Below are 14732 nucleotides of genomic sequence, written 5' to 3' on the forward strand. Positions count from 1 at the left end.
GAAAATCAGAAGCTAGCAAACAAAGCAACGACCAAACGATTAAACTAAAATAAGCAATGTTTTTTACACGGTGTTACCCAACGTTTTTATTTCTGTTATACAATTCGGTTTCTTTTCTTTCAAATGCTGGAATTGCTATAATACTTTCCCAATTTTTATCTATTTCGGGAAATTTATTTAGCAATTCGGTCATAAAAATCCGCCAACCTTCGAATTCCTCTGTCGCAAAAGATATTTTATTATCAGATTCAATTTTTAAACAAATATCATCTGTTGTAATTCGGTCAACTTTAAATCCAGTCAGTTTTTCAATCTCTGACCATTTGAATTGAGTAATTTCTTCATCATAATTGATCTGAAATCCGTTTTTAGTCAGTTCAATTTTTTCAATTTTTTTTCTTTTTTTGGTTTTCTTTTTTCTTAAAATAAAAATTAAGCAAGATATAAGCAGGACAATAAATATAAAAGCTATTCCAAAAATCACAAGAGTTATCCAAACTGTAACATAATTTAAATCAGGAGCAAAGGTTTTTAAAATTGACTCAGCCGAGAAGAAAAAAACTAATGATAATAAAATAAATAATACAAAATGGATTAGAATTATTTTTGATTTCTTCATTCAGTTTAAATGTTGGGTAACTTTAAGATATGGATAGATAATAAATTATCTATATCAATAGTTAAACGAAGTTCGCTATTTTTTCTCACAAAATCAAATTTCCAAATAATATAAAAATTTCAATAAAAAACAAAAGCCGCTTGTTTAACTAAACAAGCGGCTTTCATATATTTAAAAACAGCATTAAGGAGTTCTAAAATTCCATTTGGAATTGTCACTGTTCATGTCAAATTCGGCAAGGGTTGGTGTGCTATCTCCAATAGATATTAACGCTAACTTTTTGTTTGAATTTGGGACTACCTTAGGCATTATTCTATAGGTGCCATCAGTCAATTGATCGATTCGCCATAATTGTTCTGGCGCACCAGTAAATGCTGGAACCGTTACTAATTCAGCATCTGCTGTTGCTGTTAATGCGCGTTCGGTTCCTTCTATGACTATTTTATAGGATGGACTACCTAAAAATCCACTCGCTTCAGGAACTGCAGTAATGGTCCATTTTTGATGCGGACGTCCTATATAATCTCCTATTCTAACATCAATATTTCCTGTTGGCCAGGTATTAATCACATCTGATAATTGTTGGGATGGAACGGGTACTATTGGTTCGTCTGTATTTGCGCCAAATCCTCGTGCTGTACGTGGCATTCTTACAAAATCAACTACCAATTCTAAGGCATATCCGCGTCTTTCAGATTCAATTTCATAAGTGCCATCTTTAATATTATCTCCAGCAACTGGCCATCCATTTTTCCATAATAATGGTCTTATGGCTAATACGCTACGTCCGCCTTGATCTAAATCTGCTTCATAATGTAAAGACACTTTTTCAACGCCATCTTCAATAATGGTGCGCCCAAAATGTCCAGCGCCGTTCATGCGTCCTCCACCAGATGAAACGACCATTTTGCCGCCACCTCTTAGCATGTCTCTTCCCATATTATCAAGGTAAGGGCCTGTTACTTTTTTAGAACGACCCACTACAATGTTGTAGGTTGAATTTGAACCATCGCAACAAGTGCCGTGTGTACCAAGAAGATAATACCATCCGTCACGGTACTCCAAATCGGTAGCTTCGCAATCAATAGCAATGTCTAATGCTTCATTCCCTTTTACACGATCTCCTGTTTTAGGGTCAAGTTCAATAAGGCGAATGTTTCCAAAATAAGTGCCGTAAGATAGCCATAGACGTCCGTCGGTTGGGTCTAGTAAAAGCCCTGGATCTATGGCGTCATTGTCTTCCATATTCTTAGATTCTGCAACTAAGATAGGTTCTGTATATTTAAAATCAGGAGAGTTTGGGTCAAGCGTTTTATTCCACATGGTATTTATTTTACCATCATGTCCACCACCCAATCCGCCACCGGTTGAGCCATATGCAATAAGGTAACGATCACCAATTTTTATGGCATCAGGAGCGGCACCACCACCGGGCCTTACACCACCACGATTCCATGTCCAGCCATCTTCGGATATTAATCCCCCCGAGCCTGTGCCAAATGTATAATACTTGCCATCACTTTCCATGATGGTTGATGGATCATGAATGAATGGTTTCCCAATTTGTGCCATTAATGTACCGGTCAACGATATTAATAGCATGGCTGTCCTGCCTATTTTTTTAATGCTTATTTTCATCAGTAAATAATTTTTTATAATTGATATTGAATAGGAACTAATTCTATTCATAACTAATTGTGATATCTTTAATTGGTTCTCCTTTTTCATCAAGAAAGCGTACACAGAAATCACTCATTCCCGGACCATTAATGACTGCCCCACGAATGATATTTTTCCCTTTGTTAAGTGTTAAACGGGTAGAAACAACATCATCCATCACCATACGTCTGTCGCCCGAAAGTAGTGCGGCTTCTTTTCCATTTACCCACCACATGGATGCAGAATTAGAACCTACAGCCATTCTAACGTTTTTCATTTCTTCTGGACTGTTCACGACGGTTACTGCCCAAAATACAACGCCATAAATCTGTTTATCTAACCCAAAAGCGAAACGAAATAATTTCACATTGAAATTGGTGCTCTCCAATGCATGCCATTTTAGTTGTTCGTTTCCAACTTTTACTTTGTCGCCATGCTTTGGCAGTATTGTAAATTGCTTAGCGAAATACAGGGTGTCAAATGCTTTTCTTAGGTAGCTATCTGTAAAAACAGTATTGCCACGGTTTGGTTTGTTAATGGGTTCTAAGAGCAGCCAACGTTGAATGAACCCATCTGAGTCAGGGGTCATTTTTTTAGTTGTTGCCGAAGTGAAGTAAGGAGCGATGCTTCGTGTAGTGTCAAGTTTGGTAGCGTAATCAGCTTGTCTCTGCGCCATGGCAGAATTTCCTGATAATACCAATCCCACCAAAAATACAAAGCCCATCGCCGATAACAATGTTTTGCGTTTAATGTTCATGATTGATTTTTAAATTTTTTAGTTTTGTTGTTCTTGAAAAAGAAGAATTATTTACTGTAAAAATACGAAAAAAGAATTCTCATTTTTTATGACATTCATCATAATATTTTAATTAAATATGAGGGAGTTAGCACATCTTAATCATATAAATCTGAGGTCATTGATTGTCTTGTTAAATGAAAGAGATTCATTCACAAATAATTTTAAATTTCAATAATGAATTGTTTATATTACATTTACATTGTCATTCCTGCGCACGCAGGAATCCATAGCAAAATTTAATAGTTTCATTAATAAGATTCCTGTTTTCACAGGAATGATAGAACAATTTGATATCACCAGCATCCATAGATTTAGTATTTGAAACCGCCCGAGTAGAGGAGGTTATTGGCGATTTTGTACAGCTTAAAAAATCGGGCAGTAACTTTAAAGGCTTAAGTCCTTTTAGCGATGAACGTTCACCAAGTTTTATGGTATCACCAGTAAAACAAATATGGAAGGATTTTAGTAGCGGTAAAGGGGGCAATGTGGTCGCATTTTTAATGGAACACGAACATTTTACCTATCCCGAAGCTATTAAATATTTAGCTAAAAAATACAATCTAGAGATAGAAGAAACGGAGCAAAGTAATGAGCAAAAGGAACATGCCAACGAGCGCGAAAGTTTGTATTTGGTAAATGAGTTTGCCAATACCTATTTTCAAAAAGTACTGCATAAAACCGACCAAGGGAAATCCATTGGCCTTAGTTATTTTAAAGAGCGTGGTTTTACGGAAGACACCATTAAAAAATTTGATCTAGGGTATTCGTTAGATGCTTGGCAAGCCTTTACCGATGACGCTTTAAAACATGGCTACAATATTGATTATTTAGAAAAAACAGGACTCACCATAGTTAAGGACGATAAACGGTTTGATAGGTTTAAAGGGCGTGTGATGTTCCCTATAAAAAGTATGAGCGGCCGTGTGTTGGGCTTCGGCGGACGTATTTTAACAAATGACAAAAAAGCGGCCAAATATGTCAACTCTCCCGAGAGTGAGGTATACCATAAAAGTAATGTGTTATATGGTATTTTTCATGCCAAGCAAAGCATCGCTAAAGAAGATAATTGTTTTTTGGTGGAAGGTTATACCGATGTGATCCAGTTTCATCAAACTGGTATTAAAAATGTAGTGGCGTCTTCTGGTACGGCATTAACAGCGGAACAAATTAGATTAGTCAATAGGCTGACTAAAAACATAACCGTATTGTTTGATGGAGATGCGGCAGGAATGCGTGCCTCCATTCGTGGGATTGATTTAATTTTAGAACAAGGGATGAACGTTCGGGTGTGTACGTTTCCTGAGGGTGACGACCCCGACAGTTTTGCGAGAAAAAATACGCTTGAAGAACTGTCATTGTATCTTGAGGAGAACGCTAAAGATTTTATCCAATTTAAGGCGTCGCTATTAGTTGAAGATTCTAAAAATGACCCCATAAAAAAAGCGGAAACCGTTAGGGATATTGTAAACAGTATTTCTAAAATTCCAGACCGTATAAAAAAGGAAATCTATATTCAAGAATGCGCCAGAATCATGGACATTAGTGAAGAAGTTTTATTTAGCACGCTGGCACAAATTAATAAGAAAGATGTGCAAGAAGCGAATACCCAGTATAAAGCAGAACAAAAGGCATTTGATGTTATAAAGAACCAACAGCCAATAAAAAAGGTGGATGTTCAATATGTGCTGGAACGAAAAATTATAGAAGTGTTGTTGCTTTATGGAAATAAAACAGAAGATTTTGAAGATTTGGTTTTAAAGGAAAATGATAAAAGCGAACTTGTTTTAGAGCCTATCAAACAAACGGCGAAAGTATTTGAAAAAGTGTTTTTGGATTTACAGGAAGATGAAATGGAATTTTCAAATCCGCAATTTAAAACTTTGTATTATACTATTATTGATGCTTTAAATCAGAATCCAGATTTTGAACTTAAAACATTTGTTAATATCGTCGATGCGGACATGGGTAATGAGATAACCACTATTCTAATGGAAGACGAGCGTTATAGTCTAGATAATTGGCAACGCATGAATATTTATCCAAAAGATAAAACTTCCAGCGTTGCCCAATTAGTTAGTGAAACCATATTGAGTTTAAGATGTTTTTTAATAGAACAGAAGGTCTTTGAATTTCAACAGGAAACGTTGAGAAATAAATCTGAAATTAACAGAAGTGTTCTCGAGGAAGTCAAAGACTATTCTGGGCTAAAAATGCTTTTATCTAGAAAACTCAATAGAGTACTATGAGTCCATCAGCTTCGCTTGATTAACCAAATCAACCATATTGGTTACTTTTAGTTTTCTCATTAAGCGCGCTTTATAGGTGCTCACTGTTTTTTCATTAATGTTTAGTTCTTTTGAAACTTCCTTGTTTTTCTTTCCAATAGCTAAAAGTTTTAAAACTTCAGTTTCTCTGGTTGATAGTTTTTTGAAAAACGAACCAGACTTGTTAACTCTACTACCAAAAGCTAATTGTTGTGTCAACTCATTACTCAAATAAACGCCACCTTCATGTACTTTCATAAGGGCTTCGTTAATTGTAATGATGTTTACAGTTTTTGAAATGTAACCTAAAGCACCAGCTTTTATGGCGTTTAAACCATAAACTTCTTCTGGTTGCGAGCTAAACATAACTGCTTTAACATTTGGGTAGTCAGTTTTTAAATATCTCAAAACTGTTAACCCATTGAGTTTGGGTAAATCAATTTCAGACAAAACAATGTCTACTGATTCTTTTTTCAAGAATTCAAGAAGGTCGTTACCATTGTCAACACTACCAACAATTTTAATGTTAGAAGAGCTAGAAAATAGATGTTCAAGACCTTTTCTCACGATAGGGTGTGGATCTGCTATTAATAATTTTATCATAATTTTTTAGGTTTTAGATTGTCATGAATTTTTTGTTGAGAGAATCATGACGGAGAGAGTTTCCTAAGCAGCAAATGTAAGAATTTTTTATATATACTACAATAATTATAACATTTCTTTAAGAATATTGCAAATAGGAATCGGAAGCATTTTATGCTTGTTGGTGTTGTTAAAACGCTTATAAATCTTAAAGACCTCTTTTTCCCTATCTGAAAAGTCTTCAAGGGTTTTGCCTTTTTCATCCATGCGCATTGCCCATTCCAATTCTGGGTAAGAGGCACCTATTTGTGCTTCATCACTTCTGGCATCTCCAAACAAGCCGTCGCTAGGCGCAGCTTTTAATATGGAATCTGGAACTTCTAAATACATCCCAAGTTCGTAAACTTGAGATTTTAGTAGGTCCGCAATCGGACTTAAATCCACGCCACCATCGCCATATTTGGTGTAAAAACCAACACCAAAATCTTCAACTTTATTGCCGGTACCCGCTACCAGTAACTTATAAAGTCCCGCATAATAATAAAGTGTGGTCATTCGCAAACGCGCTCTGGTATTTGCCAATGCCATATCCACGGTAGTTTGATAGCCTTCAGAAATAACTTCTGCTTTAAAAGCTTCAAAAACGGGTGTTAAATTAGTACGTATATCGCTTACGTTACTAAATCTTTCCTTTAATTGTTTAATATGTTCTTGTGCTCTGGTTACATGGCTTTCCGCTTGATGTATGGGCATTTCTATACACAATACGTTTAATCCAGTCCTTGCACATAGTGAAGAGGTGACCGCAGAATCTACACCACCAGAAATTCCAATGACGAATCCGTTTACACCTGCCTTAGTGGCATAATCTTTTAACCAATTAACAATATGATTAGCAACTTTTTCTGTTTGCATATTAAATGAATTTAAATTCAAGAATAGTACATTTGTAAACAAAAATAAACCAAACACTTAATTAATAAAAATTTATGCCGTTTAAGTTTTATTTAAACCGTTTATCCTATGTATTTATTTTTGCAATAGTTGTATTAGCCTGCGAAAAAGATAATAAATTAGAAAATGAGATTGCTGGAATAGGGACTGAGGTTGATATAGAACGATTTGATAAATTGTTTGCTAAATCTTCACCAAACGATTTAAAGAAATTACAAACTGCCTATCCGTTTATGTTTTCTGAAAAGTATAGCGATACCTTTTGGATTGAAAAAATGGATGATACGTTGCAAAAGCAATTATTTTTTGAAGTTGAAAAGGCATTTCCTAAAATGGATGATACAAAACAAGAGATTGAGTCCTTATTCAATCATTTAAAATATTATTTTCCAGTGTTTAATACACCCAGAATTATCACCACGACCAGTGAAGTGGATTACAGGCACAAAGTGATTGTTACAGATACCATTGTTGTTATTTCGTTAGACACATATTTAGGAAGTGACCACGAGTTTTATCAAGGTATACAGCAATACATTGCGGCCGATATGAATAAAAATCAAATCGTTGTAGATATTGCTGATGGATACGCCCAAAAATATATTTACCATCAACAGCATAAAACCTTGTTGGATGAAATGATTTATCATGGAAAACTGCTTTATTTTAAAGACATCATGATTCCCTTTAAAACTGAAGCCGAACGTATAGCCTATACACAAGAGCAGTTAGATTGGGCTATTGCTAACGAAAGTTATATTTGGCGTTATCTAGTTGAAAGAGAGTTGTTATATAGTACTGATTCTAAATTACCGGCCAGATTCATCATTGATGCGCCATTTTCCAAGTTTTATTTAGAAGAAATAGATACACAGTCTCCCGATAAATTAGGGCAATATATAGGTTGGCAAATAGTAAGAGCGTATATGGATCAAAATAATGTGTCTTTAGTAAACATGTTTGATGCCAGCACCGAAGAAATATTTAATAATTCAAAGTTTAAACCACGTAAATAATGTCAAAAAAAATAACATCTAAAATAGAACTTACAGTAACCCTTGATGAAAATAGAGTGCCAGAAAAGTTACATTGGACGGCGCAAGACGGTGGTGTTGAAAATGAGAAAGCCAAAGCCATGATGCTTTCGGTTTGGGATCCTAATGCGAAAGAAACATTACGAATTGATTTGTGGACAAAAGACATGCCTGTTGATGATATGAAAATATTTTTTCATCAAACCTTGGTAGGTATGAGTGACACCTTTAATAGAGCTACGCAAGATGAGAAAATGACGGCCACAATGAAAGATTTTTGTGATTATTTTGCTGAAAAGTTGGAGTTGAAAAAGTAGTCTCAATTCTTTTTAGCATCCAAAACCTCTTTGTTGAGGTGGTCTATGTAGAGAATACCGTTTAGATGATCAATTTCATGCTGAAAAATAATGGATGTAAAACCTTCCACCGTTTCTGTTATATGGTTGGCTTCCATGGTATCATATTCCAACAAAATAGAATAAGCTCTGCTACTTAATGTGTCCGAGCGATTTGGAATAGATAGGCAGCCTTCTCTACGTACTTGTTTTTTCTCCGAATAGGTAACAATCTTTGGATTTAAATACACTTCAAAAGGAAAATTTTCTTTATCAAATCGTTGAACCCAAATAATATTCTTTAAAATGCCTACCTGAGGCGCTGCAATGCCAACACCTAAAGACATGCTGTCTGTAACCGTTTTATAAAGACGCTTTATAAATGTTTGTAGAACCATATTGGTTGAATCAGGTTTAATGTAATGGCTTTTAGTTCTTAATAATAGAGAATCCCTTGTATTTGTTATTTTGAAAACACGCATTGGGGTAAGGGAATCGGCAGCTGTAATTAAATTAATTTGTTCCGATGAAAATGACTTTTGGCTATTAGTGTTTTTGGAGCTAGAACAAGCAACCATCAGAAGAACGACACAAATTAAACAGCATTTTTGCATAAGAAATCGCCATAAACAACAAGTTTGTGCAAAACACCTAGGAAAATAAGGCGATACCATATGAACATTATAAACAATATATGTCTTCATATGAAACTAAAATAAATGAATCTCAATTATTGGCTACCATTGGTTTATCCTATCAGAATCCAACTTTATAAAAATAAACAATAAAATGGTAAAACCCATAAGTCCAGAGCCACCATAACTAAATAGGGGCAATGGAATACCAATGGTGGGGATTAAACCCATAACCATGCCTATATTAATTAAAAAATGCATGAAGATAATAGCGGCGACACTATAACCATACACACGGCTAAATTGGGATTTTTGTAGTTCGGCTAAATGGAGAATACGCATTAAAAGGAGGACAAATACAATAACAACAAAAGCGCTTCCCACAAAGCCCCATTCTTCGCCTACGGTACTAAAAATATAATCCGTATGTTGTTCTGGTACAAATTTTCCTGTAGTTCTGGTGCCTTCTAAAAAGCCTTTTCCTGTTAAGCCTCCAGAACTTATGGCTCTTTCGGATTCGTTTAAGTTATAAGCGATGGTTTTTTTCATACGTTCTAACTTTTCAGGATCTTTTTCTAAACTTAGCCAAATGGTAATTCTATCTTTTTGATGTGCAGGTAATAGTTCATCATAAAAATGTTTAACACCATAACAAATCAAAACACTTATTAAAATTATAGAAATGGGCTGAATAATTAAAGGTTTCCTTTTTCTAGTAAAATGGTGTGTTAATACAATCACAACCATAACTATTGAAGTGGCTATAACCCCAAATTTTATGGAAAGAAGCGATAGAATGACAATGGATAACGTAATTAATAAATAGGCTGCAGATACACCTTCGCGATATAATATGAATATAAAGCAACCATAAACCAACGTGCTTCCAGCATCTTTTTGAAGCAAAACCAAGATAGCAGGAATCGCCACAATAGCGAGTACACTAATTTGATCTTTAATACTTTTAATATCTGTATTCAGATCACTTATATACTTTGCAACGGCAAGCGCGGTGGCTGCTTTAGCAAACTCACTTGGCTGTAGGGTCATGCCACCTATGTCGTACCAAGATGTGGCACCATTTACATTTTTTCCGAATATAAAAAGGCCTACAAGAGACAGCATGGACAGAATATAAATGACACTTGAAAAACGTTCGTAAAATTTGGACTCTATAGCTAGCAGAATAATAATTAAACCAATGGTAATAAAAATAAACATTAGTTGTTTTCCATAAGGTTGTGAGAAATCTAAATAGTTAATGGTTTCACCACTATGGGAGGCTGATACAATATTCAGCCAACCAAAACCAACCAGCAAAAAAAAGAGAAAAATGGTAATCCAATCAAACTTAAAATACTTCTGGGCCTCTACCATTAACTAGACAATTTTTTTAATTGCTCTTTAAGTCTCTTGTATTCTATATCATCAACTATTTCTAGGGTTGAGTTTTTGTTTATTCCAAAATCTTCTCCAGAGTATGGTTTTTCATATTCATGTTCTAAACTATACCTTAAAATCCAGTCCTCTAAATCTGTTCTGGTAATCTCGCCTTTAATATATTTTTCAATAATTAAGCTGGCAATTTTTCCAGCAAATCGACTGCCCCAATACCCATTTTCAACAAAAACCGCCAGAGCTATTTTTGGGTTGTCTTTTGGTGCAAAAGCTACGAATATAGAATGATCGGTTAATTGTGTTTTTACACCATCAATTTTCATGAAATTTTCTGCAGTTCCTGTTTTTCCACAAATTTCTATCCCAGGAACTTGAAGGGAATACGCAGTACCATTGTTGTATACATCAAACATGCCTTGTACTACAGGCTCAAAATTTTCTTTGTCTATAGTGGTGTAATTAGGCGTTGTAAACTTTGTGTCAATCGTTTCGCCTTCAATATTCTTTATGATATGAGGCGTATAGTAATAGCCGCGATTAGCAATGGCAGCCATCATATTTGCCAATTGTATGGGTGTGGTTTCTACTTCACCTTGCCCAATGGAATTGGATATGTTATAGGTTGACGCCCATCTATTTTCGCCATACCAGTTATCATAAAAATCACTATCAGGAATGCGCCCTTTGTTACCAATTTTCAAATCGTAGCCCAAATAATTGCCTAGTCCAAAACTTTTAACATGATTGCTCCAAATATCCATGCCTTCATCTGGATTTTTGGTTTTGTCGATAATACGTCTGTACACATTTGCAAAGTAGGCATTACATGATTGAGCAATACCACCATTCATGCTTAAGGGGCTGACGTGACTATGGCATGCGGTTAATCGTCTGCTACCTAAATAATAGCCCATTCTACAAGAAAATTGATCTTCAGTAGTAACTACCTCCTCCTGTAAACCAATTAGCGCATTCATCACTTTAAATGGTGAGCCTGGAGGATACTGGGCTTTTAAACCTCTATCAAATAATGGTTTTGCTATGGAATCGTTATATAGTTTTGTGAAGTTTTTTGAACGATCCCTGCCAACCAATAAATTAGGGTTATAACTAGGGGCGGTAACCATAAGCAAAATTTCACCTGATGATGGATCTATAGCAACAATGCCACCACGTTTATGCTGCATTAAAAGTTCGCCATATTCCTGAAGTTTAGCATCAATCGTTATGGTAATGTCTTTTCCTTGCTTTGGAAGCGTATCATATATGCCATTTTTATAAGGGCCAAGATCTCTATTGAATCGGTCTTTTTGAATAAACTTAATGCCTTTTACACCTCTTAATACTTCTTCATAAGATATTTCCACCCCTTGTTTCCCTATAAGATCACCCATTTTATAATATGGGTTTTTATCAATAATGGCATTGTTTACTTCGCCAATATCACCTAAAACATTAGCGCCAATGGTAGTTTGATAATGGCGCAATGATCGTTTTTGGATATAGAACCCTTCAAACTTCCTCATTTTTTCCTGTAAGGCTGCATAGTCTTCTTTTGTTAATTGCGGAATAAAAACCGAAGGGAGTCTTGGGGAATAATTATAGGCTTTATTGTAAATTGCTATAAAATCTTCTTTGGTTATTTTAAGAAGATTGCAGAAATCAAGCGTATCTAACGGTTTTACCTCTCTTGGAATAAACATAACATCGTAAGATGGCTGATTATCGACTAAAAGGTTTCCATTTCTATCATAAACAAAACCGCGTTTGGGGTAGTCATATACTTTTCTAATGGCATTATCATCATATAAATTTTCATCACCAGAAGAATAAATTTGTAAATAAAAGAGCCTACCAATAAAGGTTATTCCCGTTATTCCTATAATTATGAAAAGTAATAATTGCCTCATTTGGTCTTTCTAGTAAAAATAATAGTTATAAGTAAACACATTAATATAGTAAATATGCCTGAGAATAACGTTTTTTGAAGCACTAAAATTATTTTTGAAATGTTAAATATTTCTAATGAAAATAAAACAAAGTGATGAATCACGGTAAGTAAGGTAAAATAGGTAAGCTTCGAGCCAAATTCTACGGTCTCAAACTTTATGGTTTGATGTTCATAAATAGTCCCAAAACAAAACTTTAAAATTATAGGTCTCACATAGGCAATAAATAAACAGGCAGCGGCATGAATACCACCTGTGTCTAAAAAAAAATCAACAGATAATCCTAAGAAAAAGCTTAAGCCTATTATTGCGGTTCTATTATTTTTTACTGGAAACAGAGCTATAAACAAGATGTATGGATACGGATTTATATTCCCAAGAAAGTTGATATGGTTAAAAATTAAAACCTGAACCAATACAAGAACAAAAAACCGGATGCTATGTATTGAAATCACGTTATTCATTCAGCAATTTTTTTATTTCTGGAAGATTAACGTTTTCAATAATATACACATGTTCAATATTGGTCATATCATTAAAAAGCTTGATATTGATAATATATGAGTTTTCAGATGGGTCTAATTTGAAATCATTTATAGTTCCTATAAGAACACCTTTAGGGAAAATAGATGAACGTCCAGACGTTATTATGGTATCCCCGACTGCTAAAGGAGCATTTTTGGGAATGTCAATCAGTTGAGTGTATTCGGGACTTTTAGCATCCCAAGTTAAAGAACCCAAATGGTTTGTTTTTTTTAACTGTGCACTAATGTTGCTCTTGGAGTTCAAAACAGATAATACAGTAGCGTAATTTTTTGAGGTTTGGTCAATAATCCCTAATATACCTTTATCGGTAATAACACCAAAATCTTGTTTGATACTGTCTTTAATCCCTTTGTTAACCAACAACACATTGTTTGTTGTGTTGTAACTATTCTTTATAACTTGGGCAGTGCTAAATTTATATAGTGCATTGAAAGTTATACTATCAATGTAAGAGGTGTTCTGTTTGGTTTGTGAATTGTATAAAACAGACTTTAAACGATTGTTCTCTTTGGTTAAAATCTCATTTTGGGATTTTAAAGCAAAATACTCACTAATATTATTTATAGAATTATAGACGCCACCAGTTAAAAAATTAGCAGAATCTATAAACTTACTTTTATGATAGGAATGCGATTGAACAGTAAATAAAATAGAAATAGAAAACAGCAACAAGAATAACAAAAACGTTTTGTTCCTTATTATAAAATTTACAATCTGTTGCATGTTTTATAGGCCTATTTTATCAAGACACTTTTGTATTTAGCTAAATTTTTAAGTGTAATACCTGTTCCTCTTACAACAGCTCTTAAAGGATCTTCTGCAATATAGACCGGTAGATCTGTTTTTAGCGATAAACGTTTATCTAAACCACGTAGCATGGAGCCTCCACCTGCTAAATAAATACCTGTATTATAAATATCGGCAGCTAATTCCGGTGGGGTTTGGGATAAGGTTTCCATAACGGCATCTTCTATTCTTAAAATAGATTTATCCAGTGCTTTCGCTATTTCTCTATATGAAATTTGAACCTGTTTTGGTTTTCCGGTTAATAAATCACGACCTTGAACGCTCATATCTTCTGGAGGAAGGTCTAAATCTTCAGTAGCGGCACCAATTTGAATTTTTATTTTTTCTGCAGTACGCTCTCCAACATATAAATTATGTTGGGTTCTCATGTAATAAACTATATCATTAGTAAACACATCACCAGCAATTTTAACCGATTTATCACAAACAATACCGCCAAGGGCAATAACGGCAATTTCGGTAGTTCCACCACCTATATCTACTACCATATTTCCTTTAGGTTGCATAATATCTACACCAATACCAATAGCCGCAGCCATAGGCTCATGTATTAAATATACTTCTTTACCATTAACACGCTCGCAAGATTCTTTTACTGCACGCATCTCAACCTCGGTAATGCCCGATGGGATACAAACAACCATTCTAAGGGCAGGCGTAAAAAACTTCTTTTTTAATGCCGGAATGTTTTTAATAAAAAGACTTATCATTTGCTCAGAAGCATCAAAATCTGCAATAACACCATCTTTTAATGGCCTTACGGTTTTTATGTTTTCATGGGTTTTACCTTGCATTAAGCTAGCTTCTTGACCAACGGCTATTATTTTACCGGTAATCCTATCTCTTGCAACTATGGAAGGCGCATCAACAACAACCTTATCGTTATGTATTATGAGTGTATTTGCAGTACCTAAATCTATTGCAATTTCTTCGGTTAGGAAGTCGAAAAAGCCCATGTATTATCTGTTATTAATGAAGTTATTAAAAAGCCCTTAGGTTTCGGGATGTAAAAGTAATAAAACTACTGAAAAAAATACAAATTATTGTTTATTGTTACGCTATATATTTTTTATTGATGAATTTCAACGGATTCATAACAGAAATATATGTTATATATTGTCTGTTCCTCTGTTTTAATAAAAAAAGCTTCA

Annotated in this window: 14 protein-coding genes; 3 read left to right on the forward strand and 11 right to left on the reverse strand. The window is 34.6% G+C overall.

What is annotated here, in order from left to right:
- Positions 1-73: 73 nt before the first annotated feature.
- From CSW08_RS12565 to CSW08_RS12575, 3 genes are all read right to left on the reverse strand, one after another.
- On the reverse strand, positions 74-619 hold the full coding sequence (locus CSW08_RS12565; RefSeq protein ID WP_106660225.1) for an Asp23/Gls24 family envelope stress response protein: 546 nt from the start codon (positions 617-619) through the stop codon (positions 74-76).
- Positions 620-802: 183 nt separating this feature from the next.
- Entirely contained in the window at positions 803-2257 is a 1455-nt protein-coding gene (locus CSW08_RS12570) for a family 43 glycosylhydrolase (protein WP_106660226.1), read from the reverse strand.
- A gap of 43 nt (positions 2258-2300) precedes the next feature.
- Complete coding sequence (locus CSW08_RS12575; RefSeq protein WP_106660227.1) at positions 2301-3035, reverse strand: acetylxylan esterase; 735 nt, start codon at positions 3033-3035, stop codon at positions 2301-2303.
- A gap of 329 nt (positions 3036-3364) precedes the next feature.
- Here CSW08_RS12575 and dnaG point away from each other — a divergent pair, with 329 nt between their 5' ends.
- On the forward strand, positions 3365-5323 hold the full coding sequence (gene dnaG, locus CSW08_RS12580; protein ID WP_106660228.1) for a DNA primase: 1959 nt from the start codon (positions 3365-3367) through the stop codon (positions 5321-5323).
- Here the strand turns inward: dnaG and CSW08_RS12585 are convergent.
- Positions 5318-5944 carry a response regulator gene (locus tag CSW08_RS12585; protein ID WP_106660229.1) on the reverse strand — a complete coding sequence of 209 codons (627 nt, stop codon included), beginning with the start codon at positions 5942-5944 and terminating at the stop codon, positions 5318-5320. The two genes, dnaG and CSW08_RS12585, sit on opposite strands and share 6 nt — an antisense overlap.
- A gap of 105 nt (positions 5945-6049) precedes the next feature.
- On the reverse strand, positions 6050-6838 hold the full coding sequence (nadE, locus tag CSW08_RS12590) for an NAD(+) synthase (protein ID WP_106660230.1): 789 nt from the start codon (positions 6836-6838) through the stop codon (positions 6050-6052).
- A 74-nt stretch (positions 6839-6912) separates the two neighbouring features.
- Between nadE and gldB the strand changes: the two genes are divergently transcribed.
- Positions 6913-7893 (forward strand): gliding motility lipoprotein GldB, encoded by a 981-nt coding sequence (gene gldB / locus CSW08_RS12595; protein WP_106660231.1) that lies wholly within the window; start codon positions 6913-6915, stop codon positions 7891-7893.
- Positions 7893-8228: a gliding motility protein GldC gene (gene gldC, locus CSW08_RS12600; protein WP_100615212.1), complete on the forward strand. Its 336-nt coding sequence runs from the start codon at positions 7893-7895 to the stop codon at positions 8226-8228. Before gldB ends, gldC begins: the two co-directional genes overlap by 1 nt.
- 2 nt (positions 8229-8230) lie before the next feature.
- On the opposite strand, the gene def is transcribed toward gldC, so the two are convergent.
- From def to CSW08_RS12630, 6 genes are read right to left on the reverse strand one after another with little or no spacing between them, the layout of a single operon-like run.
- The gene (gene def / locus CSW08_RS12605) at positions 8231-8950 is read right to left on the reverse strand and encodes a peptide deformylase (protein ID WP_317044932.1); all 720 of its coding nucleotides are present in this window, start codon (positions 8948-8950) and stop codon (positions 8231-8233) included.
- 33 nt (positions 8951-8983) lie between these two features.
- The gene (rodA, locus tag CSW08_RS12610; RefSeq protein WP_106660233.1) at positions 8984-10258 is read right to left on the reverse strand and encodes a rod shape-determining protein RodA; all 1275 of its coding nucleotides are present in this window, start codon (positions 10256-10258) and stop codon (positions 8984-8986) included.
- Positions 10258-12189, reverse strand: a complete 1932-nt coding sequence (locus CSW08_RS12615; RefSeq protein WP_106660234.1) for a peptidoglycan D,D-transpeptidase FtsI family protein — start codon at positions 12187-12189, stop codon at positions 10258-10260. Before CSW08_RS12615 ends, rodA begins: the two co-directional genes overlap by 1 nt.
- The gene (locus CSW08_RS12620) at positions 12186-12692 is read right to left on the reverse strand and encodes a rod shape-determining protein MreD (protein WP_106660235.1); all 507 of its coding nucleotides are present in this window, start codon (positions 12690-12692) and stop codon (positions 12186-12188) included. Before CSW08_RS12620 ends, CSW08_RS12615 begins: the two co-directional genes overlap by 4 nt.
- On the reverse strand, positions 12685-13497 hold the full coding sequence (gene mreC / locus CSW08_RS12625; RefSeq protein ID WP_106660236.1) for a rod shape-determining protein MreC: 813 nt from the start codon (positions 13495-13497) through the stop codon (positions 12685-12687). Before mreC ends, CSW08_RS12620 begins: the two co-directional genes overlap by 8 nt.
- 11 nt (positions 13498-13508) lie before the next feature.
- Positions 13509-14537, reverse strand: a complete 1029-nt coding sequence (locus CSW08_RS12630; RefSeq protein WP_106660237.1) for a rod shape-determining protein — start codon at positions 14535-14537, stop codon at positions 13509-13511.
- Positions 14538-14732: the final 195 nt, after the last annotated feature.

The organism is Confluentibacter flavum, assembly GCF_002843175.1.
Lineage (GTDB): Bacteria > Bacteroidota > Bacteroidia > Flavobacteriales > Flavobacteriaceae > Confluentibacter > Confluentibacter flavum.